This window comes from Streptomyces sp. NPDC008163 (assembly GCF_042956885.1).
Classification (GTDB): domain Bacteria; phylum Actinomycetota; class Actinomycetes; order Streptomycetales; family Streptomycetaceae; genus Streptomyces; species Streptomyces drozdowiczii_A.
The window spans coordinates 131,258-157,047 of the sequence record NZ_JBIBHG010000006.1; the positions used below are offsets into that span (position 1 = coordinate 131,258).

At 66.6% G+C, this 25,790-nt stretch carries 21 protein-coding genes and 1 pseudogene; 5 read left to right on the plus strand and 17 right to left on the minus strand.

Annotated features, from left to right (window positions below; translation table 11 throughout):
- Window positions 1–71 precede the first annotated feature (71 nt).
- Window positions 72–1,211, plus strand: coding sequence for a TRM11 family SAM-dependent methyltransferase (locus ACFZAT_RS15420; protein WP_391264516.1), 1,140 nt, complete (start codon window positions 72–74; stop codon window positions 1,209–1,211).
- Here the strand turns inward: ACFZAT_RS15420 and ACFZAT_RS15425 are convergent.
- The 12 genes and pseudogenes from ACFZAT_RS15425 to ACFZAT_RS15480 all read right to left on the minus strand — a co-directional run.
- Window positions 1,178–1,559: pseudogene (locus ACFZAT_RS15425) on the minus strand (alpha/beta hydrolase); the annotation flags it as partial. The gene ACFZAT_RS15420 and the pseudogene ACFZAT_RS15425 sit on opposite strands and share 34 nt — an antisense overlap.
- Before the next feature lie 340 nt (window positions 1,560–1,899).
- Complete coding sequence (locus tag ACFZAT_RS15430) at window positions 1,900–2,889, minus strand: hypothetical protein (protein WP_391264518.1); 990 nt, start codon at window positions 2,887–2,889, stop codon at window positions 1,900–1,902.
- Between the two features lie 465 nt (window positions 2,890–3,354).
- A complete protein-coding gene (locus ACFZAT_RS15435; protein WP_391264520.1) occupies window positions 3,355–6,552 on the minus strand; it encodes a type I restriction endonuclease in 3,198 nt (1,065 codons plus the stop codon).
- An 8-nt stretch (window positions 6,553–6,560) separates the two neighbouring features.
- Window positions 6,561–7,793, minus strand: coding sequence for a restriction endonuclease subunit S (locus ACFZAT_RS15440; protein WP_391264522.1), 1,233 nt, complete (start codon window positions 7,791–7,793; stop codon window positions 6,561–6,563).
- Complete coding sequence (locus ACFZAT_RS15445; RefSeq protein WP_391264525.1) at window positions 7,790–9,778, minus strand: N-6 DNA methylase; 1,989 nt, start codon at window positions 9,776–9,778, stop codon at window positions 7,790–7,792. The genes ACFZAT_RS15440 and ACFZAT_RS15445 overlap by 4 nt, the downstream gene beginning before the upstream one ends.
- Before the next feature lie 185 nt (window positions 9,779–9,963).
- Window positions 9,964–10,491, minus strand: coding sequence for an ATP-binding protein (locus ACFZAT_RS15450; protein ID WP_391264527.1), 528 nt, complete (start codon window positions 10,489–10,491; stop codon window positions 9,964–9,966).
- A 119-nt stretch (window positions 10,492–10,610) separates the two neighbouring features.
- Entirely contained in the window at window positions 10,611–11,348 is a 738-nt protein-coding gene (locus ACFZAT_RS15455) for a methyltransferase domain-containing protein (protein WP_391264529.1), read from the minus strand.
- 59 nt (window positions 11,349–11,407) lie between these two features.
- On the minus strand, window positions 11,408–12,802 hold the full coding sequence (locus ACFZAT_RS15460) for a hypothetical protein (RefSeq protein WP_391264531.1): 1,395 nt from the start codon (window positions 12,800–12,802) through the stop codon (window positions 11,408–11,410).
- Between the two features lie 2 nt (window positions 12,803–12,804).
- The gene (locus ACFZAT_RS15465; protein WP_391264533.1) at window positions 12,805–13,569 is read right to left on the minus strand and encodes a hypothetical protein; all 765 of its coding nucleotides are present in this window, start codon (window positions 13,567–13,569) and stop codon (window positions 12,805–12,807) included.
- Window positions 13,570–13,608: 39 nt separating this feature from the next.
- Complete coding sequence (locus ACFZAT_RS15470) at window positions 13,609–14,193, minus strand: CYTH domain-containing protein (RefSeq protein WP_391264535.1); 585 nt, start codon at window positions 14,191–14,193, stop codon at window positions 13,609–13,611.
- 151 nt (window positions 14,194–14,344) lie between these two features.
- Window positions 14,345–14,644, minus strand: coding sequence for a hypothetical protein (locus tag ACFZAT_RS15475; RefSeq protein WP_073963932.1), 300 nt, complete (start codon window positions 14,642–14,644; stop codon window positions 14,345–14,347).
- 80 nt (window positions 14,645–14,724) lie between these two features.
- Window positions 14,725–15,234 (minus strand): nucleoside-diphosphate kinase, encoded by a 510-nt coding sequence (locus ACFZAT_RS15480; protein ID WP_073963933.1) that lies wholly within the window; start codon window positions 15,232–15,234, stop codon window positions 14,725–14,727.
- Between the two features lie 407 nt (window positions 15,235–15,641).
- On the opposite strand from ACFZAT_RS15480, the gene ACFZAT_RS15485 reads away from it, so the two are divergent.
- Both ACFZAT_RS15485 and ACFZAT_RS15490 read left to right on the plus strand, forming a co-directional pair.
- A complete protein-coding gene (locus tag ACFZAT_RS15485) occupies window positions 15,642–16,301 on the plus strand; it encodes an NUDIX hydrolase (RefSeq protein WP_073963934.1) in 660 nt (219 codons plus the stop codon).
- Window positions 16,298–16,711: an NUDIX domain-containing protein gene (locus ACFZAT_RS15490; protein ID WP_391264538.1), complete on the plus strand. Its 414-nt coding sequence runs from the start codon at window positions 16,298–16,300 to the stop codon at window positions 16,709–16,711. The genes ACFZAT_RS15485 and ACFZAT_RS15490 overlap by 4 nt, the downstream gene beginning before the upstream one ends.
- A gap of 976 nt (window positions 16,712–17,687) precedes the next feature.
- On the opposite strand, the gene ACFZAT_RS15495 is transcribed toward ACFZAT_RS15490, so the two are convergent.
- The 5 genes from ACFZAT_RS15495 to ACFZAT_RS15515 form a co-directional block, all read right to left on the minus strand.
- The gene (locus ACFZAT_RS15495) at window positions 17,688–19,403 is read right to left on the minus strand and encodes a relaxase/mobilization nuclease domain-containing protein (protein WP_391264540.1); all 1,716 of its coding nucleotides are present in this window, start codon (window positions 19,401–19,403) and stop codon (window positions 17,688–17,690) included.
- Complete coding sequence (locus tag ACFZAT_RS15500; RefSeq protein WP_391264542.1) at window positions 19,400–19,960, minus strand: plasmid mobilization relaxosome protein MobC; 561 nt, start codon at window positions 19,958–19,960, stop codon at window positions 19,400–19,402. Before ACFZAT_RS15500 ends, ACFZAT_RS15495 begins: the two co-directional genes overlap by 4 nt.
- Before the next feature lie 323 nt (window positions 19,961–20,283).
- Complete coding sequence (locus ACFZAT_RS15505; protein WP_391264544.1) at window positions 20,284–21,138, minus strand: DUF2637 domain-containing protein; 855 nt, start codon at window positions 21,136–21,138, stop codon at window positions 20,284–20,286.
- Between the two features lie 416 nt (window positions 21,139–21,554).
- On the minus strand, window positions 21,555–22,799 hold the full coding sequence (locus ACFZAT_RS15510; RefSeq protein WP_391264546.1) for a DUF3631 domain-containing protein: 1,245 nt from the start codon (window positions 22,797–22,799) through the stop codon (window positions 21,555–21,557).
- Between the two features lie 290 nt (window positions 22,800–23,089).
- Entirely contained in the window at window positions 23,090–23,320 is a 231-nt protein-coding gene (locus ACFZAT_RS15515) for a hypothetical protein (RefSeq protein WP_391264548.1), read from the minus strand.
- A gap of 94 nt (window positions 23,321–23,414) precedes the next feature.
- On the opposite strand from ACFZAT_RS15515, the gene ACFZAT_RS15520 reads away from it, so the two are divergent.
- Both ACFZAT_RS15520 and ACFZAT_RS15525 read left to right on the plus strand, forming a co-directional pair.
- The gene (locus ACFZAT_RS15520) at window positions 23,415–24,116 is read left to right on the plus strand and encodes a helix-turn-helix domain-containing protein (protein ID WP_391264550.1); all 702 of its coding nucleotides are present in this window, start codon (window positions 23,415–23,417) and stop codon (window positions 24,114–24,116) included.
- Window positions 24,113–25,774 (plus strand): tyrosine-type recombinase/integrase, encoded by a 1,662-nt coding sequence (locus tag ACFZAT_RS15525; RefSeq protein ID WP_391264552.1) that lies wholly within the window; start codon window positions 24,113–24,115, stop codon window positions 25,772–25,774. The genes ACFZAT_RS15520 and ACFZAT_RS15525 overlap by 4 nt, the downstream gene beginning before the upstream one ends.
- The last annotated feature ends 16 nt before the right edge of the window (window positions 25,775–25,790 follow it).

Sequence of the window (25,790 nt, forward strand, 5' to 3'; positions counted from 1 at the left end):
GCGCACACGAGCCGGCCGCCGCCGCGGGGCGACCCGGGGGACCCCGCGCGCCTGTCCGGTAGTCTTGCGGAATGCGTTATTTCATCCAGTACCCCGCCGGAACCAGTGAACTCGTCGCTGATGCCATGTCGCACTTCGTCGAGGACTTCCGCATGGAGTACCAGGACGACAGCGCAATGCTCTTCTCCTCCACTTCCTCCATGGAACGCGTGGCGTCCATTCCTTTCGCGAAGAACGCTTTCGCCGTATGTGCCGAAACGCGCCGCGGGGATATCGACGCGAATGTGTCCCGACTGGCCGCCTCGCTGAAGAAGTCGCAATTCCCGGCGCTTCCGGGTGAACGCGCACGGGGATTCCGCGTCATGGTCCACGTCGACGGCGAACTGGCGTCCATCGGCGGCGCCCCGAAGCGGGAGATCGAGCGCACGGTCGCCGCCTGTACGGGAATGCGCCTCGAACCGAGCGGCCGGGGACAGGAATACTGGGTCATCGGCCGCCTGGACATGGACAGCCTCATGTTCTGCGCCCGACTCCCCAAGCCCGCCCGGCCCAAGAAGGCCCGTGGCGCCCTCTCCCACGAGTTGTCGGCGATGCTCGTCCTCGCCTCCGAACCGCAGCCGGAGGACACCTTCCTCGACCCGTTCGCCGGAAGCGGTTCCTTCGTCGTCACCCGGCTCGGCATGCCCGCCCAGGAGATCATCTACTCCGACCTGGACCTGGCCGAGCACCGCGACCAGCTGCCGGGCGAGGCCCTGCGCGACCGCCGGGTCAGGCTCCTCGCGGAGGACGCCATGAGCCTCCCGTCCCTCCCTGACGGCTCGGTCGACGTCATCGTGACCGACCCCCCGTGGGGCGAGCACGAGGAACTCCCCGTTCCCTACGAGGAGTTCGCGGCGAGCACCTGCGACTCCTTCGCACGGGTGCTGCACCCCGACCACGGCCGCTTCGTCCTGCTCTGCAACCGCCGCGGCGCACCGGTCTTCGACCACGCCTTCGGCGCCGCCGGATTCCAGGTCCGCGCGACACACGAGATCCTGGTCAACGGCCACCCCGCCACCGTCTTCGTCGGCGCCCGCGGTACGACCGACACCCCCGCGCCCCGCCCGCAGACGGCCGCCGCGCCTCGCCGGAAGCCCGCCGACCGCCCGGGCAAGCCCCTGCTCATCGGCATGAACACCTACCGCCGCTCCCTGAACCGCTTCTCACGCTGACCCCGCGAGCGTGTGTGCAGGACGTCCGCCACCGGCGCGGGGTCCAGCGGGCCGACGTGTGACGCGCCGGGGAAATAGCGCACCCTGAAACGGTGGCCGGGGGTGGCCGCGCCGACTTCCGCGACCATCCGGTCCTGGAGCGCGGTGGCGATCGTACGGTCCCTGCCGCAACGCAGGTACGTGCGGGGAACGCGTCCCCAGTGCCCGGCCCGCACAGGCGGTGACGGACTCGTCGGTCTGCATGCCGCCAAGGATCCGGTGGAAGTCCGCGTCCGGACAGTCCGCGCAGATCATCTCCTTCAGGCGCGCCAACTTGCCGTCGCCGCCCGTACGGAAGTTCAGCCTCAGCCCCCGGACCCACCCCGGCGCCAGACATTCGCGCAACACAACAGAAAAAGCCCCAGGTCACGGCGAGTGAGTCCTGAGGCTGATCCGAGCCGCCTTCGGGATTCGAACCCGAGACCTACGCATTACGAGGACCCGCAAGATCATCCCGTCCAGTGCCGGGCCGTGCCACAGAATCCTGTTTCCCCAGGTCAGCCGGGTACGACCCGGCCTCCCCGTGCCGCCCCATCCACCCCATGTCATCCTGTCCGCTCACGCAGCGCTCACGCAGCACAGCCCCCGTGCGCCCAGTCAATCCGCTGCGATCAGCCCCACCGGCGACAGCAGCCTTCAGCTGCTCCGGCTACCAAAAGGTCTTGTCGGAGTAGTACTCACTCCAGTCCTCCTGGGCAAGAGCGTCATGCCACTTGGTAGCGATCAAGGTACCGTCGAGGAACTGCCCCCCAGACAACTCCTCCGGAAGGTGCCGGCTGAGGATGTCGGTCACATCGTCGTGCAGTCCGGACACTCGCCCGTTGTGAGCTTGCTCGACGCGGTCGACGATGGCGCGTAGCACTCCGACTCGGAGCCGGAAACGGCCGAGGGTTGTAACCAGGTAGTCGCCACGCATCTTCTTCTCGCCGAAGTCGATCGCAGCGAGGAACGGCTCGTAGTACGCCTGGATGAACTTGTCCGGGTCCACCTGCAGGTCGACGGCCTCCGGCTCTTCCTCCGGCGGGTCGATAGCGAGAACTCTGAGAAACTCCGAGCCATCAGGTTCTCTCGGAAAGTGGGCGACACACCCGTAGGCGATCTCAGGCCTTTCACCTGCTACCGACCTGATCGTGCGTTTTTGCGCGGTCAGGTCATCCCGAACCTTCTGAGGCACGGGGCCTGAACGCCCCTTCGCCTCCGCCACGACCCAGGTGCCGCTCAGGCGCTGCCCGAACAAGTCCGCGCGCTTCTTGGTGTTCGGAGCGAAGGCCACCCCATGGCGACCCCAGTACCGGTCAACATGCATGAGGAATCGGACCGAGACGACCTTCTCGCTGAAGATTCCGGTCATCGCTTGGCCGAGCATGTACGACAGGGAGACCTTCTCCGACCGGTCCAGCTCGCGCGCAAGGTCGGATCGAACGAGACGACCCAGCGGCGCCCTACGTATATAGGCAGGGATGATCGTGGTTCGGTGGAGCCACTCGTACACCGAGGTCACCCCATGCTTCGACCGATCCTCGGGTGCCCGGCCCGTGACAAATAGCGCATGCGCCAGGTCGTCGGCTGAGAACACCATCTGGTGCGTCCGCGGAAAGCTGGGCGGAAAACTCTCCGCCCGGTACCAGACCTCGAACATGTCACCCTGCGCCACCGCGGCCCCCGCCTCCTCTTTACCACCAAGCCTAAAGGTCCGGCCTGCAGCGGCACTTCGATCGACCGTCGGCCGTACCCGCAACACTCCTGCACACCTCAGATTGACTACCGCCCGCCCGCCGCCGCCTCGTTGGCCGTCACCGACGGTCCCATGGGTGCCGAGTGTCAGAGCCGGCCCGCCAGCTGAGGTCACCTGGCAGCAAAGGCCAAGACCTTCAGGGGAGTCTCAGGCAACCGAGCAGGGAACGGCTGGCCCGGTCCCCAAATGAGACGGCATCGGCTTGAGCCTTTGCCGGGTCATCCGCGAAGTGCAGTTCCTCCTCGCACTCTGGACCGGCGCCTGCCCCACCTGTCACCGCACCATCCCCGCCCCCACCAACCTGACCAAGCCCCACTAGGGCCTGACCTGCAATGTCATCGATCACCCCGCCGCCCTGGCGGGTTGAGGTCACAATTTCGGATCTTCCGACCCAACCTCCGGCTCCGTGCGCGCGCGCCGGGACTGGTAGAGGTAGGCACCGATCAGCCGAATGAGCTCTTCGGCTCGTTCACTCTCGCCGGTCAGCGCGCCAGTCAGTTTCCCGAAGGCCCCCTCGTTGAGCACGGCTGCATCGGTAAGGGCCTCACGCAGGTTGGGGGAGATGAGGAACTGGTCCTGCGCGTTGTTGTCGATCTGCTCGGCGATCCGCGGGTCCTCCTCAGCCATCCCGGCCGCGGCCGTGACGAAGCCGCCGATCTGCGGGTCCGCGAATTCGCCGCCGAACAGGCTGTTGATCTTGGCGATCACTTCCGACAGCAGCACTTGCTGCGGATCACGGGCCACAGCGGTACCGATTCCAGTGACGCCTCGCAGTCCCGGCGTATCCTGGTCGCCGGACAGGGCTATGGCCGCCTTCCCCTGGTCAATGTGCCGCACCCGCTTGAGGACTATCCCGGACAGGTCCACATCGGCGCGTGGATCGTCGACCGCGAGGAGGCGCACCAGCTGGCGCAGGAACTCGGCGAGCTTCTCCAGGTCGGTGGTCGCGTAGTCGACGACCTGAGACATGAAGTCGTAGAGGCGGACGTAGGAGCCGCAGTCCTTGCGGAAGGTCCGCAGTTCGTTCAGTGCCTCACTGTCGTCCCTCTCGGTTGCGTCGGCCCATCGACTGGTGAACTCGTCGCGGGCCGGCGCGATCGCCGCCGTCAGCGCCGAGTGCCGCTGCTGACCCCACCAGGCTTCGGCGTAGCGTTCTACGTCGGCTCGGGTGTAGATGCCGGGCTGGGCGAGCTTCATGGCGAGCTGGTGGACGAGGTTGGGGTCGGTGGCAGTCTCGACATGGGCCTCGGTGTAGTACTGCAGGAACGCTTTCTGGATGTCAACGGGATTGTTGACGAAGTCGAGGACGAACGTCTGGTCCTTCGCCTCGCCAGACGGGGCACGGTAGGTGCGGTTGAGGCGGGAGAGTGTCTGGACGGCGTGGACGTCGGGGAGCGGCTTGTCGACGTACATCGCGCACAGCAGCGGCTGGTCAAAGCCGGTCTGGAACTTCTCCGCTACCAGCATCAGCCGGTGGTCGGGGCGACGGAACTCGCGGGCGAGATCGGAACCGAGGCCCGGGTTTAGGGACGCTTCGGTAGCGTTCTCCAAGCCGTAGTCCTTGTCGGTGATGTCTCCAGAGAAGGCGACAACCGTCTTGAGCTTGTAACCCTTAGCGCGAATGTACTTGTCGGTTTCGATCTTGTAGCGGGCGGCTGCGTGGCGCGAAGAGGTGACGATCATGGCCTTGGCCTGGCCGTCCAGGAGGTGTGCGACGTTGGCCCGGAAGTGCTCGACGATAATCCCGACCTTCTGCCCGATGTTGGACGGGTGAAGGTTCTTGAACCGCATGATTTGTTTCGTCGCGACCTTCGGGTCCACCAGTTGACCCTCGTCGTCGCTGCTGATCGTGGTAACGATGCCCTCGGCGCTGCGTTCTTCGATCTCGAAGGCGGTTTTGTACGTCTGGTAGCCACGCAGGACGTCGAGGATGAACCCCTCCTCGATGGCTTGCCGCATCGTGTACACGTCAAATGACTCGGGCGTGCCATCGTCGCCGGGGCGCCCGAACAGAGTCTTCGTTTTGTGCTTCGGTGTGGCGGTGAACGCAAGGAACGACACGTTCGGTGACACGGCTCGGGCAGCCGTCTCCGCAGAGATCTGCTGCTCGCGCTGGGCACGCTCATCATCGGCGGAGAGGAGCTCGTTGACGACGTCCTGGGCGTCCACCACCTCGTCCTCGTCTACCTGCCCACCCTCGGTGAGGACCTTCTTCAGGGCGTTGGCTGTCTTGCCGGACTGGGAAGTGTGAGCCTCATCGACGATGACGGCGAATGCTTTGTCGCTGAGCGTCGTGTCGATCAGGCCCTTAACGTAGGGGAACGTCTGGATCGTGACCACGACGACCAGCGCAGGCCCAGTCAGCGCGTCGAGTAGGGCCCGGGACTTCGAACCGCCGGAGCGGCGCACCGCGGCGGAATCGATGACGGCCACCGAGTCGCCGGAGTCGTCGACCTGGCTGACGGCATCCTGGAGCTGCCGGTCGAGGACCTTGCGGTCCGAGACGATCAGGACCTTGTCGAAGATCTTCCGATTGACCCCATCGTGTAGCTGGGCGAGGTTGTGCGCGGTCCAGGCGATCGTGTTGGTTTTGCCCGAGCCAGCCGAGTGCTCGATCAGGTACCGCCGGCCCGGACCGCCAGAGCGGGCCTCGTCAACGATCCGCTGTACCGCACGCCACTGGTGGTACCGGGGGAACAACAGCGTCGTCGACCGCTTGATCTTCCCGGTGGCCGGGTCCTCGTCCTCGTCCTTGCGCAGGAACATCAGCGCGCCGAGGATGTGGAGCCAGTTGTGCCGTTCGAGGACCTCCTCCCATAGGTAGGAAGTGGCCGCGCCGTTTGGGTTTGATGGGTTGCCCTTTGCACCGTTGGCGTGGCCCCGGTTGAACGGCAGGAAGTGGGTCTTGTCGCCGGCCAGCTTTGTGGTCATCCAGACTTCGTCGTCGTCGACGGCAAAGTGAACCAGGGCGCGAGTGCCGAAGCCGAGGAGCGGCTGGCCCTTCGGCTGCCGGTCCTGCTTGTACTGCTTGACTGCGGTGCGCCACTCCTGCTTGAAGAACGACTTGAGCTCCAGTGTCGCCACCGGCAGCCCATTCACGAAGAACACCAGGTCTATTGACCTGTTGTCACCGCGTGCCGACGAGTAGTGCACCTGACGCGCCACTCGCAGTCGCACCGACTGGTACGCCTTCGTCACCGTGGGATTCAGGGCCGTCGCCGGCGCGAACTGGCACATCCGGAAGTGCGCTGTCGCACCGCGGGTGTGAGAGAACCTCCGTCGCAGCACGTTGAGGGTGCCGCCGCCCGAGCCCATAGGAACGTCCAGGCGTGCCACGAGCGCGTCGAGTAGAGCCTCCTTGTCGGCCTGCTCGGTCGGGGTGCCAGCCTTGACGACCTTCTCGTACTCCCTGGGCTGCATCGTCTGCAACCACCAGTGCACGTCCTCCGGCCACAGGGCGCGCTTGGCGTCATAGCCGTCGTCGGACGAGCTGTACTCCCAGCTGTGGGCCGCCAGGTACTCGCTGATCTCGGTCTCGAACGCCTCTTCACGAGTCTGATCCGACACAGCCATCCTCAGCCTGCCTTCTGGAAAGTACGCGCGTCGATCTGACCGCCGACTGCGGCCGTAATCAGCGCGGCACGCCGTTCCTTGGTGAACATGATGTGCTCTCGTGCCTTGGCAATGAGAGAATCGACCCGCTCTGTAGCGGCCGCTACCTCAGCCAACAACTGGTGCTGCTTGTGGACGGGCGGCATGGCTAGTCGCAGGGCCCGTAGGTCGCCTACGGTCAAGCCACCTTTCGTAGCGCCATTTTCACTACTGATGCGACGCAGGTATTCGTAGTTCGAGCGTAGGCTCCACAAGAGGTACTCGGGCACCCAGTAGCGCTTGTCAGGCTCAATGTACGCAAGATGCTGGTTGATGGTGGACTCGATCCGGAGGATCGTCGCCGCACCTCGGGTCTTACCTTGCCCGGTGAGCGCAACCAGAATTGATCCAGGTGACACGATTGGCAGATGGCACTCAAGGACAGCCGTTTTGGTTACGCGCCGCGAAGGCTCGCGGACCTCTGGCAGGTTCACCACAGATGAGTTGACCCACGGGACCTCACCGTCAACCCAGTAGCGGTCCTCGCTACTCCGTGGGGTTGATCCGTTCCCCATGCGCGTTCGACGGTGAAGCTTGTCAGGCGGATTCCCGTCTTCCTCAGCCCGAGAGAGGATCTCAGAGACCACAACGCTCCGGCGCTCGCGGAGCAGCGCCACGAACTCCTCCTGCTTGGAGACCAAAGCGTCGATCTGTCCAGTCTCGCGGTCCAGGAAATCAGCAATAGCCCGCTGCTCAACGAGGGCAGGCGCGGGGACCTCAAATTTTGACACCTTGTCGGCGGTGAAGTGAGGAATCGTGGCAGTGCTTGTGACGAGGTCGACCCGGCCACGCGTGAGTGCGTCTTGCAGCGCATAGTCGAGGAACCTTCCATCGGCACGCCCAGAGAGGGGACGCAGGCGAATGATCGAGTTCTGGAAACCCCACCCTGGCAGATCCTCACGAACCACGGCTGACCGGCCGTAACCGGCACCACCTTCGACGATCACAACGTCGCCGCGTCGCAGGTCAAGGGCCCGCAGTTCGCTCGGATGGAACCACATCGGCTGCTCTGGCAGATTAATAATCTTCCCTTGAGGCTGGACGTGTGCCGCTCGCAGGTATGGGGCGGAAATATCAGACGGGCTCTTAGGGTCCGGCTGAACCATTTTCCCGAGTGTGACGCTCGCCAGTCGTTTCACTGGCAGAACAATGCTCACGCCTCTACCTCTCGCAGCATCTCCATGATCTCGCCAACAACGCGGTTGAGATCAGCGTCGATTTTCGCCAATGGGCGGGGCGGAGTGAAGCGATAGAAATGACGGGTGAACGGGATCTCGTAGCCGGTCTTCGTCTTCTTGTCGACCCAGGCGTCAGGAACGTGTGGCTTGACCTCAGCCTCGAAGTAGGCGGCGATGGTCGTTTGAGCGGCATCGTGGGTTTTGGGATGGCCGCCCCAACCGAAGGGGATGTTTTCGGTGTCGCGCAGAGCCGGGTCGGGCTCGATCTCGCCCTTTTGCGGGCCGGAGGTGTAGCGACAGATGTCGGCGTCGTCATCGTGTTCGCCGATCGTCTGCCACAGCGTCTTACGCTGAGCCGGGGTCAACGTGACTGAGCACTCACTCAGGTGCTTGCCGAGGTTCTGGAGGAACTCCTCCCTGTTGAGGTAGAGCTGCTCACCGAAGGAGGTGAGGGCCTCAACTAGGCCGGAAATCTTGCCAAGGGTTTTGTGCTCGGCCACGCCGGCGATCCGCTCAGTGGTGCACTGGAACTTGAGGCGCAGGGGCCGCTCGACCGTGATCGTCCAGTAGGCGAAGTCACGGTTCTCAAAGATTTTCGAGATGTCCGATGCCTCGTGGGAAGTGAACGCCCGTACGATCGCGGTGCGGGCATCCCCAGGAATTTCGACGCGCTTGGAGCCGATCGACTTGCGCAGCTTGGAGCCGAGCCCGGTAGCGTCGATGAGTTGTACGGTGCCCTCGCGTTCGGCGGGCTTGGCGTTCGAGAGGATCCACAGGAAAGTCGGGATGCCGGTGTTGTAGAACATATCGTTCGGAAGAGCGACGATTGCCTCGACCAGGTCGTTCTCCAGCATGTGCCCACGGATGTTGGACGGTCCGGATTCCGCGCCGCCGGTGAAGAGCGGCGAACCGTTGAGGACGATGCCAGCCTTTCCGCCGCGCCCGTTCTCGTCCACGTCGCGCATCTTCGATGCAACGTGGAGGAGGAACAGCATTGCGGCGTCCCCTATACCGGGCAGCCCTGGGGCGAAGCGTCCCTGGCCGCCGCGCTCGTGCTCGGCGGCTACCTGGGAAGCGATCGTCTTCCAGTCGGTACCGAACGGCGGGTTGGACAGGACGTAGTCGAACTTGTGGTCCTTGAATCGGTCCACGACGAGAGTGTCGCCCTGGCGGACGTTAGTCGGGTCCTGGCCCTTGATGAGCAGGTCGGCCTTGCAGATCGCGTAAGTGCGCGGATTGATCTCCTGGCCGAACAGGGCCGTTGAGGCAGACCGGTTCAGGTCATGGAGGTGCTCGTCGGCGACGGTCAGCATGCCGCCGGTGCCGACGGTAGGGTCATAGATGGAACGGACTTGGCCTCGGTCTCGCAGTGCCTCGGTGTCCTCGGCATAGACGAGGTCGACGAGGAGGCGGACAACATCGCGGGGTGTGTAGAACTGGCCCGCGCCGTCGTTGGCGGACTCGGCGAACTGGTAGATGAGGTTCTCGAACAGGTCGCCCATGTCCGCGTTCGAGACGGTATCCGGGCTCAGGTCGATCCCCTGGAAGTGCTTGACGACCGGCGAGAGGCGGTCGCGGGAATCGAGGGTGCGTAGCACGTTCTCGAAGTCGAAGGATTTGAACACGTCCAGATTCGACGAGAAGCCAGAGACGTAGTCGATGAGGTTGGCCGCGAGATTGTTCGGATCCTGCAGAGCCTTCTTCAAGCTGTACTTACTGGTGGTCCAGAAGTTCAGCCCGGCATTGTCCAGGGTGCGCGTCTTGAGCTTCAGGTGGGTACGGCGCTGCTGATCACCTGGGTACTGGCTGATGATCTCAGCCATCGTCTCCCGGTGCGGTTCCATCACGCACTCCAGTCGGCGCAACACGGTGAACGGCAGGATCACCGAGCCGTACTCGGCTTCCTGGTACGGGCCGCGCAGGGTGTCGGCGACGCTCCATACGAATTGGCTGAGGACGCTCACGCAGGTCTTCTCCGGTCAAAGGCTCGGGCGCTTACAGCTCTGCTCGACGAGAGCCGTGTCGCGTTACCCGAACCCTATCCGCGACCGACACCAGGTGGAGCAATAGCCAACAGATGTGGGTTGGTGGTGGGCGAACAGGCGGCAGTGGTCATGACGTGTTCGACGAGGAGGTTGGAGGCGATTGGTTACAGCTCGCGTAGGCCGGTCAGGACTCGCCCGATGAGCATCGGGGCCGCCTGTTGGCCGCCGAAGCCAGGCTCACCCAGGCCGCTGCTGGGACGAGCGGGGACCTCCGCCCAGACGATCTTCCCGGGGTATGGCTGCGTGGGTGAGTAGCCCCAGCGGTTGGCCATGGTCTGGATGAGGACGAGTCCGCGGCCCCCTATGGCCCTGGAGTCACTGGCGCGAGGTGCCGGCGGTCGCGGGTCAGGGTCACTGATCGCGAGGATGATGCCGCCGTAGGTGGGCCAGAGCATGAGCACGATCGTGCCGATGCCGACGGAATGAGCGGCCGCTTCCGTCGTCTCCGCGGGGCGTGCGTGCTGGATCGCGTTGGTAGCCAGCTCCGAGACGAGGAGCCGGGCGACTTCGATGCCCTCGTCGGGGAAGCGCCAGCGCTGGAGGATGTCGACCGTGTGGCGACGGGCCCAGCCGACGGCGTTGGGGGTGGCGGCGAGGGTCAGCTCGCTGATGGGCGGTGGGACCTGGTTCATGTGGGTGGCTCCCTCGGCGGCGTGGCCGGGCGGGTGCGGCGCTTTGGCGTGGGTGGAGGCCCGCGAGGCCGGGACGGCTAGGACGGGGCGTCTCAGCCTCGCGGGCTGTTTGAGGGGGCTTACTTCGTGGCGACGACGTAGACGCTGCCCCAGCGGCGCTTCGGGTTGGCCATGCTGGGGTCGAAGGTCCAGGGCTCGACGGTGGTGAAGCCGGCCTCGGTGAAGAGCTGGACGAGCTTCTCGTGGTCGTACGCCCACAGGTGTGGCGTGTACGTGGGGTCGTCGTCCTGGTCGCGGAAGACGAGGTTCACGAGGTCGAGCCGCGTGTTGATGTCGCCGCGGCAATCGCGCTTGGCGTACCAGCGCTCGATTGTCTCGTCGGAGGTGCCCATGGGGCCGGGGTACTGGCGCAGGGCGAAGGCGGCGTCGGGGACGCCGGTGATGATCCGGCCGCCCGGCGCGAGGACGCGGTGGGCCTCGCGGACGTAGTGCTTGGCCGAGCGCGGGTAGTCGATGTGCTCCAGGAAATGCTCGGAGAAGATCTCGTCGGTGCTGTCGTCCTGGAGGGGGACGCCCTCGCGGATGTCCCAGAGGAGGTCGGCCGGCGGGACAAGGTCGATGTTGAAGAAGCCGTCGATGCGGTGGGCTCCACCACCGATCTGGACCTTGGCGGGCTTGTCGTCGATGCGGCCGTTGGGCCAGGCGCGTCGGCTGGCGTGGTGGTAGCGGTGGAGCTCGATCTCCTTGGCGGCGGCCCGGAGGGTGCGGGCAAGGCCGTGGGTGGTGGCGGGGTCGGCGAGGACCGAGGCGATCTGTTCGCCGAGGAGGTCGATGGAGGGCATGCCGGAGGGGCTCATCACGGATCTCCTGCGTGTGAGGTTGCTCGGGGTGGGGTGTGCCGCAGGTGGCGGCGGTGTCAGGCGGCGCTGGGCGCGGGGGCGGTCCACTGGTTGTTGCGCATGAGGGTGTACTTGATGTCCACCAGCCGCGGAGCGATGGTCAGCGCGAGCTCTTCGGCTGGGTGGAGGTGGCCGGCATCGTCCTGCTCGGCGCGCCAGACCCGGTAGTCGAGGTTGGGGTAGGCCGGGTTGATGCCGATCTCGCCCTTGGGCATCGTGCCGTTGAACGGGGCGACGATGTCCATGTGGTTCCAGTAGTTCCAGGCTTGCAGCGCCTTGTGCTGGTCGAAGTAGAAGTAGAAGTCGGGGTAGCGGCCAAAGGTGCGCAGTTCCCGGTGGATGAGGTGGCCGAGGAGCGGTCCGAGCTGGGTGGCCAGGGAGTCGAACTCCCAGCGCGTGTGGTGCCAGGCTTCGGGTGCATCGCCGGGCGCGAAGAGGCGGGCGGCGACGAGGTAGCTGATCCGCTCGACCAGGTACGCGCTCGCGTGGCTGGTGTCGATGGTCGGGTCGACTCGGTGGATGAGCGCGGCCAGCTGCTTCGGACGGGGACGGAACCTCGCGAGGTCGAACTTGCCGGCCATGGCGGGGAAGGAGGCAAACAGCATCTCCTTGTACAGCCAGTTGTTCAGCTCGCCGAACTCGGCCAAGCGCCGGGTGTGGCGAGACGTCGAGTGGAGCATCAGGTACTCGGCGACCGCTTCGAAGTACAGGTAGCCGAGGATCGGCAGGCGCGGGATCGTCTCGTCGAGCAGCTTGAGGAACGGCTCGGCATCGACCTGGGTGCGCTGGTAGGCGACCGCGGCAGCGGAGGCGAGGAACGCGGCCGAGTTCTTGACCCGGCTGACGACGGTCTCGCGCAGCTGGTGGCGTTCGTTCTTGCTCAGCAGGTACTCGAGGTGGCTGTAGATCTGCAGGTGGATGAGGCCCAGTCGCAGGTAGTCCACGCCGGCGAGCCCGCGATACACCTGCGGCGGGGTGTCGATCTCGAAGATCAGTGGGGTGGGGACCCGATCGGTGACGCCGAGCTTGGCCAAGAAGGTCGGCGCCTCCTTGGTCAGAACATAGGCGCCGAGGTTGTGCATACGGAAGCCCCGCTCGGTCTCGGTGAGCGGCGCGCAGTAGATGCTTCCGACAAGGCAGCCGCCCGACGGGTAGAGGACGCCCTGTCGGCTGATCTCCTCCAGGGCGTGGGTGACGTGCAGCAGGTGCAGTTTGCCGTTTCCGCTGAGGGCCTCGAAGAGAGCGTTCTGCCGCAGCAGGTGTCCGTTCGGGGTGTCCTCGGCAAGGCGTCTCTCCCAGGCCGTGGTGTTGGCGCCGAGTGGCGCGGCCTGTTTGGTGACGCTCGGGATGAGAGCGGAGTCGAAGAAGGCATGGGCGTCGGCCCACAGGTGGTAGGCGTCGAGGAAGTCCATGGTCAGACCAGGCCCTTCTCGGCGAGCGCGTAGCGGACGGCTGCGGGGCTGCTGGCCCCGGTGAGGTAAGCCCGCTCCGAGACCAGGACCAAGTCGAAGGCGAGCCCACGCAGCTGCTCGAAGGCGGGTTCCCGGACGTACCGCGAGTCGGGCCACCACTTGAGTTTGGGCAAGCGGTAGCGGTCCAGGGCGTCGGCGGCCTTGACCACGTCGGTGATGCGCTCGGCGCGGGCGTGGTCGGCCTTGTCGTCGGGCGCAAACTCCTCGTACGGGAGGTCGTGCAGCCGTACGGCCGTGGCCGCCTGCACGATCCGCCGTGGTGTGGCGGCGAGGCCAAAGTGACCCCAGACGGCGTCGGCGTTCGCCGCGAGCCAGACGGCCGCGCGGGCGCCATGCCCGCGGTCCTCTTGGTCGTTGCGCCGCTGGCAGTCATGTACGGCGGCGGCGAGGATCGCCGTGGTGGCGTCGGCGTCGTCGAGGCCGTTCGCCTCGGCGAGGACGGCGGCCAGCGCCGCCGCCCTCATGGCGTGCCGTACGCCGTGAAGCGACGTGTACAGCCGGGGGTCTGCCCACCATCGTGTCGGCATTCCGCCGTGCAAGAGCACTTCCTTCGACTGTGGGCGCAGGACCGGTGCCGGCGTCGGCGGGAGGTCCGGCCTGTGGTCGCTGATCCATGCGACGGTGGCGTGGTCCATGTGCTGGTGGAACGGGAGCTGCCCTCGGGCAGCCAGGTCGATCAGACTTGCGGTCAGCGGGGTCGTGCTCACTCGTGCCCACCCCCTTGGTGGTCTCCGCGGTGATGTTCCCTACCGGATCGGCGCGGCCTGCTGTTCGCGCTCCTTGCGTTCCTTCTCGGCTGCCTCGAAGGCGGCGGTGAAGTCGGCCAGCTCCTGCTCCGTCATCAGGGGCACGCCGAGCGCCTCAGCGACGTCCGTGATCCTGGCCTCGGCCTCGGTGCGGGCGGCGTCCGAGGCCCCGTCCTCCAGCAGGATCTCGAACTCGGCGTGGTAGCCCCACGCCTCACTCCACTTGACCGCGATTTCGACGTCATCGAAGCGGAAGTTGTGACGGAGGTTGAACGCCTCGTGCATGGACGTGTCGAACCCGAGGGCGTTGAATACCTGGACCGCGGCGGGAACGTCGGCGGGAGCGATGGCGAACTCGGTCTCCGCGAAGGCCGCTCCCTGCCCGATCTTGCTCCCCTTGAGGGTGATCTTGGCGGTGCCTGCGGCCGTGTTGTCCGTGACCTTCAGGAGTTGGTCGGGCAGCACGTAGAAGTAGATGTGCTTGTCGTCGGTGCCCAGGTCCTCGCCGTCCGTCTTCAAACGGGTGACGAGCTGGTCGTGAGTCTCCTTGGTGAAGCGGGCACGCATCTCGATCTCGATGGCCACAGGCTTGTCTCCTTATTTCGGACATGGCGAAGCCAGCCGGACCTCGTCGTGCGGTGCGGTCCGGTCGGGCGCCGCTATGAGTTTGGTTGTCAAGCTGGGTGATGCGGCCGATGCGGGTGCCAGCCGCATCACCCAGGTCAATCGGTAGGTCTCAGCCGAGGTCGCCGAAACGTGCCTCGACGATTCCCGAGTGCAGGTAGGTCGGCAGCGAGACTCCTCCTACCGAGGTGCGGCTGGTGGCAACCTGCTCCTCCGTCTCGCTGGGGAAACCCTCCAGCAGACGCAGGCACTGCTGCACCCATTCGCGCGACGCGGGCCAGTCACCCAGGTCACGATGGCGTACGGCCAGGGCGTAAGCGGTCTCGGTGGCCGCCCAGCGGTCGGTCGCCAGCTCGCGCTGGAAGATCGACTCCAGCTCGTCGGTGGAGGCAAGGCGGGTCTGGTTCGTCATGGTGCCCTCTCGGTTCAAACGGTGGTGCCCCAGTAGTGATCAACGCCCAGGCATCCCCGCAGTGACGCCGTGCCCCGCTGCTAGTAGGTGTAGATCTCGGCCAGCGTCTTGTAGTCCTGCAGTTCGTCCTTCTCGAACCACAGCTCCACTTCCTGCTTGGCCTCCTCCGCGTTTCCGGAAGCGTGCACGAGGTTCGCGACCGCCTTACCGGAGGCGATGCTGGCCCCCGAGCTGTAGTGAGAGAGGTCTCCCCGCACTGTGCCGGCCGGAGCCTGGTTCGGGTACGTGCTACCGACGATCTTGCGGACCGTCGCGATTGCGTCGAAGCCTTCCAGCACCAGGGCGATGACCGGACCCTGCTGCATGAACGTCGAGGTGACGTTGTAGACCTCGGCCCCCAGCCGCTCCTCCAGGTCGAAGTAGTGCTTGCGGGTGAACTCCTCGTCCATCCACTTCATCTTCGTGCCGACGATCTTCAGTGCCGCGTCCTCGAACCGCGAGATGACCCTTCCTGCCAGGCCACGCGCCAGCGCATCGGGCTTGAGCAGGACGAGCGTGCGCTCGACAGTGTGTGCCTGAACCTCGGCCATTGACTTTCCCTTTCGCCTTGCCAGATAACAAACATGACGTGCTATCAGCCGCCGTCGATGAGGTTACCGGCGCTGGCCGGATGGTTCAGACATGCGGTCAAGGCACCAGCATGGCGATCATCCGCGTGAAAGGGGGGCCGGTCCCCAGCGTCCCGTTCTGGCCAACTTGCCCATATCTGTCATCCGCTGAGCCAGCGCACCTAGAATCTCCCTACGGTCGTCCGGCGACTTTCGCGCCTCTTGCACTTCTCCCAGGTGCCGAGCTACGAGCAGCGACTTCCCCGGCTCCCGATGACTTCGATTCTTCCGGCGCTCTTAGCGCGAGCCAATGCAGTGCCGGTGCAGCAGGAGTGCAGTACGGCCTGACGGCGTTCCTGCACTGCGACAGCGATGAGGGGGCAGTCCTTGTGGACGTGGTCGAGCGCTGGAGTGGCCGGTACGCGTGCCTGCTGCAGTCCGCTCTACGGCTCGGGAACGAACAATTCGCCGCTCACCTGGGCATTGCGGTCAGGACAGTGGCGGCGTGGCATGCTGACTCGTCCGTCATGCCTCGCCGGGAGATGCAGCAGCTGCTTGACACGGCGCACGAGCAGGCCCCACCCGCCGCACGTCAGCGCTTCGCGCTTCTGCTGGCTAAGGAGCAGGCGCCGTCAGACTCAGTCCCACCCGGTGCGCAGGCACTGCGTGTGGCCATCGCGGTAGTCGTCCGCGAGAGCGACGTCCTTCTGGTCTGCCGTCGGGACAGCGACGCAGCGGGGATCACATGGCAGTTCCCGGCTGGCGTCATCAAGCCCGGCGGAAAGGCGGAGACCACCACGGTGCGCGAGACGTTGGACGAGACAGGGGTCCACTGCGCGGTACGCAAGCATCTCGGGAACCGGCTGCACCCTGCCACCGGAGTCCTGTGTGAGTACTTCCTCTGCGAGTACCTGGCCGGTGAAGCCACCAACAGCGACACCGCAGAGAACATCGACGTGATGTGGGTGCCCAGAAACGCGGTGCCCCGCTTCATCTCCGTCGATACGATCTTCCCACCCGTCCTGGCCGCCCTGGAGGAACAGACGTGACGCAGCAGACCACGGATGAGCGGCCAGGCATCGCCGCCGCCATCGTCGTTCACGAAGGCCGTGTGCTCATGGTCCGCCGCCGGGTGAGCGAGGGACAGCTCTCCTGGCAGTTCCCTGCCGGCGAGGTCGAGCCCGGTGAGACCCGCGAGGACGCCGCTGTACGGGAGACCCAAGAGGAGACCGGGCTGACCGTCAAGGCGGTCAAGCTGCTCGGCGAGCGCGTTCACCCCAAAACGGGCCGCCTCATGTCCTACACCGCCTGCCAGATCCTGGGCGGCACAGCTCACGTCGCCGATACCGAGGAGCTGGCCGAGCTTGCCTGGGTCGCCCATGGCGACATCCCGGAGTACGTACCGTACGGACTGTTCGAGCCGGTGCAGGACTACCTCAACGCGGCCCTGCCTTCCTGAGCGGCCTCGGGACCAGGGCTCACCCAGACAGGAGAACGCGGGGTCACACTGTCGCGTCTGCTGATCAAGGGCGAGATGTCCCTGGCGGGATCTTCTCCAGAATGGTCCAGCTCCACGAGCGCCCGTTGGTCATCAGAGTGGTGTCGTCGGCAATGCGCCATCCACTCATCCATCGGCCACCACCGTGGTTGCGTGCCCTGCAGGAGCAGGTGCACACGTAGCCGAGGGCGTTCATGCAGCGATGGTTGCACCTCTCGGAGCGATTGAACTCCCGGCCGAGCAGGATGCGGCCGTGCTGCTGCACAAGGGTGCCTACCACTTCGATGAAGTGGTCCGTGGACACGGCCCAGGAGTCATTGTCTCTTTCCCACTCCGGCCTGGCTCGACCATGCACGTAGTCGTGCACGAACTGCTCATGCCTCTGCCAACTGCGCTTGGGGATCCAGTAGCCGGTGCGGCCCCGGGCTGGGAGAGTGACGATGGGTGCATCGCTATCGCCCCACAGCGGGATCCACGACGGCCTCGGCACAGGCGCCTCCCGGATCGTGCTGCGGCGGGGCCGTGGCGTGGAAGGAGAGGTGCTGGGACTGCCGATTCGGTAGAGCGGTGTCTGAGGTGCCCCTGGCTGATAGCGCTGCTTCGCAGACTCTGGGCACAGTCCAGTTCCCAAACCTCCGCGAGGATGGGCAAGCACCTTGCCCGTACGTCGATCTATCCGTATGACGCCCCCGCAGAGATGGCACCGTCCCTTTTCCGTGGGGGAAGTGGGCAAGGCATTCCCTTCGCTCAAGGTCTGAACGCTCAAACGGTTAGGCACCTTCGGGCTCGGCGGGCCCAGCCTAGAGATGTTTCCCTTTGCTGGATATCGAGTTGGCAATGTCGGGTGCACCTCTACCCCTCAGGCCCCGAGGCGTCTTCGGCATGTGTCAGGGGATCGATCCACGGACCGTGTCCTACGGCGCGACGGGATATGTCTCTATCGCCTGCGATGAGACTGGTAGGCACCGGGGACGCCAGCCCCCGCAGTGGCCTGCGATGTCTTGGGATGCTGAGCCGCGACATGAGCAAACGCAGCCGAACGGCTGCGGGCGGCTTCGGCGCGGGGGTTGGGTGCGGGGTTACGGCTGGTGTGCTGGATGCGGGTGATCAGGACGCGGGCGGGTTGGCGGGCGCTCGTGAGTTCGCGCTGGGCGGCGGCTTCCTTGAGGAGCTGGTGGGGTTTGTGGCCGCCTGCTTCGGCGTTGGCGAGGACGGTGGCGAGAGCCGGCCAGGCGGGGTCGGTGAGGATGCGGTCGGCGTGGTCGGGGATAGCCGCCCGGACGTCATGGGCCAGGGTTCGGCTGGCCTGGTCGCTCGGCCGGCGAGCGGCAAGGTTGTCGATGACCGGGACGAGCGCATGGTCGGCGGCTGTCTGGAGGTTGTGGAGGGTCTGGCGGGCTGCTTCGGCCTGGTGGGCGTGATTCTGTGCCTCGTGCCAGCGGGCGGCGATGATCGTGGCCCAGACGAGAGCGGCGAGTAGGGCGGCGAAGGCGCTGCTGTCGGGTCCGGTGGCGGTGTGGGCGATGTCGCGGGCTGCGCGGCGCAGGGTATGGGCGGCCTGGTTCTCGGCTCGGATTTGGGAGCGCTGGGCGCGGGCGAACGTCCGTGCTGCGGTGCGTAGTTCGGCTCGGGAGTGGTCAGGTGCCTTCTGTGCGGTGGCCTCGATGAGTTCGCCGAGTGCCGTGATGCGGGCCTGGGCGCGGCTGTCGCCGGTCATGCCCTGCTGGAGGGTGTCCAGGGCGTCGACGGCCTGGTGCCAGGGGGTGGTGGGGCGCTGGCGGCGTGCGGTGGGGTGTTCCTCTGGCGCGGTGGTTTCCAGTCGGGCCTTGAGCTTGGGAAGGGTGAGGTCGGGGGCGATCCTTCCGCCGGAGTGGAAGATCTGTTCGCCCTCTTTGTTGAGGTCGCCGGGGCGGCCGGCGGCGTAGCCGAGGAGGTCTCCGGACGGTCCGCGGCGGGGTTTGATCGCGATGCCGTCGGCTTCGAGGTAAGCGAGGAGTTCCTCCGTGTTGCTGGCGTGGGGGATGGCGGTGCGGATGCGGTCCTGAAGCCAGTCGCGACTGGTCTGCTCCCAGCCCAGGCGTTGGGCCTTGTGCATCTCCGCCTGCGTGGGACGGTTTCCGTTGGTGCGGTCGCCCTTCTTCAGTCGGCGCAGGCCGTAGTCCGTCTCGATCTGGCGGCAGGCGTCGCCGACACGGATGCCGCTGCCGTGGAGCTTGGGGCGGCGGCCGTCTTCGCGGACGGTGGTGGCGAGGATGTGGATGTGGTCGTCCGCGTGGCGTACGGCGATCCAGCGGCAGCCGAGGTCGTCGCCGGGCTGGGCGATGCCGGCGGCTTCGACGATGCGCTGGGCGATGTCGGCCCACTCGGTATCGGAGAGGTGCCGGTCCTCGGGGGCTGCGCGGACGGGGCAGTGCCAGACGTGCTCGGTGATCTTCTTCCCGAACTCGCTGTTCCGCAGGTGCACGGGTTCGTCGAGGTGGTGGGCGAGCTGGGTGAGGGTGGCGTCCGGGTTCCGGCCGGGGTCGGGCATGCCGAGCATGGCGAAGCCGGCGACGATGTGCGGGTCGAGGTGCTCGTCGTGGCGGCCGGGGCCGTAGAGGTAGGCGAGCAGGCCACGGGTGTTGGTACCGGCCGGTTTGATGGCGGCGATCACGCGGCCTGCTCCTTCTCCGTCTCGGCGGGGGCACGCAGGGCCTGGGCGATCAGGTCCAGCAGGTGGTGCAGCTCGTCGAGACGGTGACGTACGTCGGACGGGGTGAGGTCGCTGTTGAGGGCGCGGGCGATCTGGTTGACGTTGACGCCGATCCGGTTGAGTTCGCGCAGTACCTGGGCGCGGAACATGTGGGTGCGGCGGCGGTCCTCGGACAACGGCAGGTTCGCCGTGAACCGGCCGGTGATGAAGGCGAGGGCGATGTCCGCGGTGAAGCCGGATTCCCCTTTGTAGCCGTGCTCGGCCGCGGCCTCCTGGAGCGCGGCGTGCTCGTCGCCGGTGAAGCGCAGCGGGCCGACACGGACAGTCCGCTTGGTGCCGGTGAAGCGGCGGATCGTCGGCTGCACGCTCTGCGGTGCTCGTTCGCCGGCCGTCGGGTCGGTGGCGGGTGCGGGGTTAAGGATCTGCTGCTGGACGGCGTGGAGCTCGTCCCGGTCGGAGCCGTCCCCGGGCCCGACCTCCCGGCCAAGCGCCCCTTGGCGCTGGGCCGACTCCGCCACCCCCGGGGCGGAGATACCCGAAGACCGGCCTTGAGTCGGACTCGGGGTACTACTGGCTCCGCCCGGGGCAGCCCGTCCGAACGCCTGCCGCAAACGTGACAGCAGCGTAGGCGACGGTGCTGAGGCAGGCGGCTCAGCGGCGGCGTCGGCAGGTAGGCGCTGGTTGTGCTGCATGGAAGATGCTCCAGATACGGCTCGGCGGACACGATCACAGCGACCCGGTAGTGCGAGCTATCGCGTGTCCACAGGTGTGGAAATCGGCGGGGCGACCGGCGGGTGCTCGGTTGACCGGAAGGGTTCCGGTCAACCGAGCACGCCAGGTGTCAGCCGCCGGAGACCTTGATGCCAGCGGCTTCGAGTTCCGGCCGGAGCAACTCCATGACTTCGGTCTGCCGCGCGCTGCTCATCGTCAGGTTCTGATCCTTCACGGCAGCTCGCAGTTGATCACGGGTGAGTTTGCCGTGCTGATGACCGATGGTTCGGCCGATGTCCACCAGTTCCGCAATGGTCGCCTTCGGCGGACGGCCGCCGACTGATTTGGCCTCTGGCACCGGGGACGTAGGTTCCGTCCGCTCCTCGCCGGAAGCTTGCGGATCGTCGGCGGCAGCGTTCTGCCATTGGCTCTCACCATGCTCACCGACCGGCCGGTTCCGCACGGCTACGGAACCGATACCGGAGGTGGCATTGGCCGGGACGACGAGTTGGTGGACCTGTCGCATCAGCACGCCGAACGCGACCATCGCGGCGGCCGGAGGGACGGCGGCGACCACGTAGTCGAGGAGAGGGGCGCTGCGTTCATCGTCCATGCCGCTGACCCCGGCGACGTTCAATGCGATGGAGCCGACCGATCCGGCAGCGGTCACAGCGATCGCCCAGAGATCGGTCATACGCCGGAGCGCGGCGCGCAGCATGAGCAGTTCGCCGACGACGATGAACGCGTCCAAGGTGGCGGGCCAGGCCCACCGGCGAATGGTGGATGCGCCGAGGCCGTGCTGGCCAGCGACATCAGCGAGGTGCGCGTAGGACAGCCAGAACGCTCCGGCTGTCAGGGCCACGATGACGATGCCAGCCGCGCCGAGCGCGAGCTGCTCGACGTCGGGACGCTTCGGTCGCTGCTCTTCGACTGGGACGTCATCTCGTACCTGCGGCGATGACGCGGTGAGGTGCGGGGCGGTCAAGCGGGAGTCTCCTTGGGGTAGTGGTGAGGGGCGTCTTAGCCGTCTTGGCCGTTGCATGTGCAGGTCAGCGCGGTACACCAGCGCGCCTGGCGTGCCGTCTTGGCAGAAGCTCTGGCGTCTTGTCCCGACTCGGGACAGGAATGAGGCGGAGTCCGCCCGGCTTGTGTCCGAGCGCCTACGGCTGCTGGGACGGCCGCGCTGCGGCAGCCGTCCCAGCAGGCAGGGCTCCGAGCTGCGGCGATACGGCGAGGACGCCTGGGGCGGGGCAAGACGGATCTGGGCGCCGCCCCCTGATGGCTGCACATGCTTAGGCGCGTGCGCTGCCGTCTTGCCTTCGGCAGCCGTCTTGCTGGTGCGTGCCCTGACCTGCACGATCACGGCAGGGACGGCAAGTACGGCAACCAGAGGTCAGGGCGTCAGCCTTCGCCTCGACGAGCGTCGACCGGGTGGACGGTCGGGCAGTACCGCCGCCAGGCGTCCAGGAACTTGTTGCGCGTGTAGCCCTTGCGCTGAGTCCGGTCGGCCATACGCACGTTGCCGGGCCGGATGTCGTAGTCGCGCAGCATCCCGCTGAGCTCCCGGGAGGTCAGGCCGTAGCGTCCACGCTCTCCCCACGGGGCTTCGGCGTCCGCGTTCAGGTGGTGCAGGAGGTCTTCGGTGGAGAGGCTGTCCGCCTCCCGCTGCGCGAAGAAGACCCGTCGGATGTCAGCGAGGATGCGCGCCCCACTCGGGTGGTCTTCCTCAGCTGCCACCTCGGCGGTGACCATTCGTGCACACGCGATCCGCGCGAGCCGTGGCCAGCGGCCGCCGGCCAGGTCCGCGACGATCACCAGGGGCTCCCAGGTGTCGGCGGCTCGGTCCTCGACCGGCATGTCCGGCTCCAGGCTCGCAGCCTCCTCCAGTAGCGGGAGCGCCCAGGTACGGATGCGGTCGCGCAGCTCGTGCAGGGCAGGGATGTCGCGTCGCGAGCGGAAGGGTTTGACCTTCTCGCCCTCAGCCCTGCGACGCATGCGGATGACGACCGACCGATCCATGACCGTGTCCGGCAGATCTCCGATGCCTGCGATGGCCGCCATGGCGAAGGTGGCGAACTTGTGCGGGGTGTGGTCGTTACCGACGACCCGGGTGACGTACCGGCCGCGCTGGTGGCCGGCGTTGAGGAGGCCGCGTGTCTCCTCGTTCTTCTCCGCGACCTTGGGGCCGAAGATGGTGTCGGCCTCGTCCACCAGCAGCGTCGGCGGCTCCTCTTCGTGGATCGAGCGGAAGATGGCCGCTGGTGTGGTGTTGATGGTGAGCATCGGCTCGTGGACCGTCTCGGTCAGCACGTCCAGGAGCCTCGACTTACCGCACCGCTTCGCAGGACCCACCACTGCCAGCCGTGGTGCGTGCTGCCACGCGGGTTGGAGCTGCGTCGCCGCCACCCACAGGGTGATCGCGTCCAGCGCCTCGGCAGAGGGCGGGATCACGAACTGGGCTATCTGGGATCGGAGTTCGTCCAGCAGCTCCGAGCCAGGCGTCGGCTCCGCGTCGGGGATGGTCTCCAGGCCCCTCGCCGGGTCCGTCCCGCTGCTGCCGCCGTCCGGACCGTCGCACGCGTCCGCTGTCGAACCGTCGGCTTGGGAGGGGCGCAGGTGGGCGCCGGGCTGACCGGGGATGGCCATGGCAGGCCACGCCGCTCGGGCGGGGGAGGAATAGGAGTCGGGGTTCTCGGGTTGCACTGGGCGGCTCCTCGTCTGGCGGCTGCGGGCTTGCACGCCCTTGCCGCCGGGTCGGATCTCACGGGATTGCTGGGGAGTCCTGGAGCCTCCGGCGTTGCACCGCCGGAGGCTCTCCCCTGGCTCGCGGGGGCCTCGGTACCGCGAGCGACCACGGACAGTACGTCCACGCCGTGCCACAGTCCAGCGTTTCTGTGTCAGCTCAGCGCAGAATGGCCCATGGCGCATCAGACGTCTCATGCGGCCAGCCCAAGCAAGACCAACAAGTCTGCGGTCACCACTCGGTAGGCGTTCCCGAGCCGCAGCACCTTGCACGGGTACTGGCCACGCTTGGCAAGCTCGTACCCCTTGCTCCGGCCGAGCCCCAGTGCCCGGTTTCCCGTCTCCAGGTCAACGGCGGCAGGGAGACCCAGAAGCTCCTCGCGGCTCATCCCCTTCGCCCATCCAGCGTCTTCGCTCCGGCGCATGCGCACTCCATCCATGACTGAGCCCACGGCGAACGCGACCCTCGCGTCCGTCTCCAGGTCTTGGAATCAACGCTAAGCGAGTTAATGTGTCTTCATGACACAACGACGTAGCCATCCTAGAGAGAAGAAGGCCGACGACGGGGACGACGTCCCGGAGTGGGTGGACCAGGTCATGTCCATCGTGGCCGCCGAGGTCCGCAGACGACGGAAGGAACTGGGTTGGAGCGCACAGGACTTGGCCGACAGGTGCGCGGAGATCGGCCATCCGATCCCCCGCAACGTCATCGCCAACATGGAGTCCGGACGCCGCTCCAACCTGCCCTTGGTTGACGTCATGGTGCTGGCCGAAGCACTGAACACTCCACCCATCTGCCTGCTCTATCCCGTCGGCTACATCGAGGACGTGCAGCGGCTCCCGCTCCAGGACTCCACTTCCACTCTGGATGCGCTGCGCTGGTTCACGGGGGAGGAGACCGATCTCGGCGCGGACGACGACATGCTCCGCTACTTCCGAGCCCATCACGCCGCCCAGGAGCGGCTGCGAAGTGCGCGACGCGACGAGGAGTACGCGCGCTACCACGCCCAGACCGCCCCGAATGCCGACCGGAAGGCCGAGGCCCTCCGCTCCCAGGCCCGCGCCGCCGAGACGGCCGACGACGCAGAAGACCGCCTGCGCAGAGTTCGCGCCTTCATCGAGGAAGAGGGCGTCACGCCCCCGTTCCTGTGGCCCGACCTGGCCGACGTAATCGACTCATCCGGGAGCGATCCCGAAACCAGCGAGGAGAATGATCTTTGAAGGGCTCCACCTACCGCCGCTGCTCCTGCCGCGACCCGAAGACCGGCAAGGAACTCGGCACCTCCTGCCCCAAGCGCAACAGCAGGAACCACTGCACCTACTCCGTACGACAGGAGCTCTCACCCCGCGAGGACGGCAGCCGCCGCTCCTTCGCCCGTGGCGGGTACGCCAGTCTCAAGGCAGCCCAGGCCGACCTCGACCACGTACGCGCCCTCCTCGGGCTCGCCGACTCGGACGACCCCGAGGGCACCGAACTCATCGCCGAGATGCTGGCCGAGGTCAGCCGCGAGCGGTCATCTCTGCCCGAGGTCGAGGAGACGCGGCGGCGCCTCAACTCCGGTCAGGACCTCATAGGCAGCCTGACAGTCGCCGAATGGCTCGACCAGTGGCTGGCCGGCAAGCGCATACGCAAGTCCGGTCTCAACCGCTACGAGACCGATATCCGCGTCCATCTGAAGCCGCGCATCGGCAGCCGGCGCCTGGACCGGCTGCGCGTCAGCCACCTCAGCGAGATGTTCACCGACATTCGCGAGGCGAACGCCCAGATCCTGGAGGACAACGCCCAGCGGCGAGCCGCTCTCGACGAGCTGGCGACGGTGCCGTGGAAGGGCGTCGGGAACCGCGCCCGCCGCAAGGCCATGAAGGCCGCGATCGACGAGATGCCGCCCTTCCGGCGCGTCACCGGACCGGCCACGCGCCTGCACATCAAGGCCACCCTCCGGGCGGCCCTGAACGACGCGATCGGGCAGCAGATCATCACGTTCAACCCGGCCGCCCATGTCGAGATCGACCCCGTGCGCAAGCCGAAGGCGCTCGTGTGGACGGACGAGCGGGTCGCCAAGTGGGAGCAGACGGGCGAGAAGCCGTCCCCCGTGATGGTCTGGACTCCTCAGCAGACCGGCGCCTTCCTCGACTTCGTCGCCGAGGACCGGCTGTACGCGATGTGGCACCTGATTGCATTTCGCGGCCTGCGCCGAGGCGAGGCGTGCGGCCAGCCGTGGTCGGAGACGAACCTCGACACCCACTTCCTCACCGTCTCCTCTCAACTCGTCCAGGACGGCTGGGAGGTGGAAGCGTCCGACCCCAAGACCGACAGCGGCTACCGCGTGGTCGCCCTCGACGACGACACCGTCGACGTCCTGAAGCGCCACCGCGAGCGGCAGGACAAGGCCCGCGAGGAGTGGGGCACGGCCTGGGTCGAGACCGGCCACGTCTTCACGCAGGAAGACGGCTCCTGGCTCCATCCGGGCAAGGTCACCGATCTCTTCGAACGGCTCGTCGCCGCATCCGGCCTTCCGCCGATCCGCCTACATGACCTCCGCCACGGCGCGGCCACCCTCATGCTCGCTGCTGACATCGACATCAAGATCGTGTCGGACACACTCGGGCACAGCGACACCCGGATCACGCGGGACATCTACCAGAGCGTGCTCCCCCACGTAGGCAAGAACGCCGCCGAGGCGACCGCGAAGCTCGTCCCCCTCCAGCGCAAGGCCGAGGCCGAGAAGGCTGCACGCAAGGCCGCGAAGAAGGAGAAGGCCCGGAAGGCTGCGGCCATGGAGGCCGACGCCGGCAAGGGCGGCAAGCCGAAGAAGGACGAGGCGAAAGCCCAGGCCAAGGCCGCCAAGAAGGCCACCCGCCGCAAGCCCAAGAAGTAGGTACCCGAGCGGCTCC

What these genes read in the sequence shown, in the direction of transcription:
- ACFZAT_RS15455 (WP_391264529.1), bottom strand. Translation starts at nt 11,348, where the DNA reads ATGAGCCCCTCCGGCATGCCCTCCATCGACCTCCTCGGCGAACAGATC.
- ACFZAT_RS15515 (WP_391264548.1), bottom strand. Translation starts at nt 23,320, where the DNA reads ATGCGCCGGAGCGAAGACGCTGGATGGGCGAAGGGGATGAGCCGCGAG.
- ACFZAT_RS15450 (WP_391264527.1), bottom strand. Translation starts at nt 10,491, where the DNA reads ATGAACCAGGTCCCACCGCCCATCAGCGAGCTGACCCTCGCCGCCACC.
- ACFZAT_RS15420 (WP_391264516.1), top strand. Translation starts at nt 72, where the DNA reads ATGCGTTATTTCATCCAGTACCCCGCCGGAACCAGTGAACTCGTCGCT.
- ACFZAT_RS15480 (WP_073963933.1), bottom strand. Translation starts at nt 15,234, where the DNA reads ATGGCCGAGGTTCAGGCACACACTGTCGAGCGCACGCTCGTCCTGCTC.
- ACFZAT_RS15475 (WP_073963932.1), bottom strand. Translation starts at nt 14,644, where the DNA reads ATGACGAACCAGACCCGCCTTGCCTCCACCGACGAGCTGGAGTCGATC.
- ACFZAT_RS15510 (WP_391264546.1), bottom strand. Translation starts at nt 22,799, where the DNA reads ATGGCCATCCCCGGTCAGCCCGGCGCCCACCTGCGCCCCTCCCAAGCC.
- ACFZAT_RS15460 (WP_391264531.1), bottom strand. Translation starts at nt 12,802, where the DNA reads ATGGACTTCCTCGACGCCTACCACCTGTGGGCCGACGCCCATGCCTTC.
- ACFZAT_RS15430 (WP_391264518.1), bottom strand. Translation starts at nt 2,889, where the DNA reads ATGTTCGAGGTCTGGTACCGGGCGGAGAGTTTTCCGCCCAGCTTTCCG.
- ACFZAT_RS15520 (WP_391264550.1), top strand. Translation starts at nt 23,415, where the DNA reads ATGACACAACGACGTAGCCATCCTAGAGAGAAGAAGGCCGACGACGGG.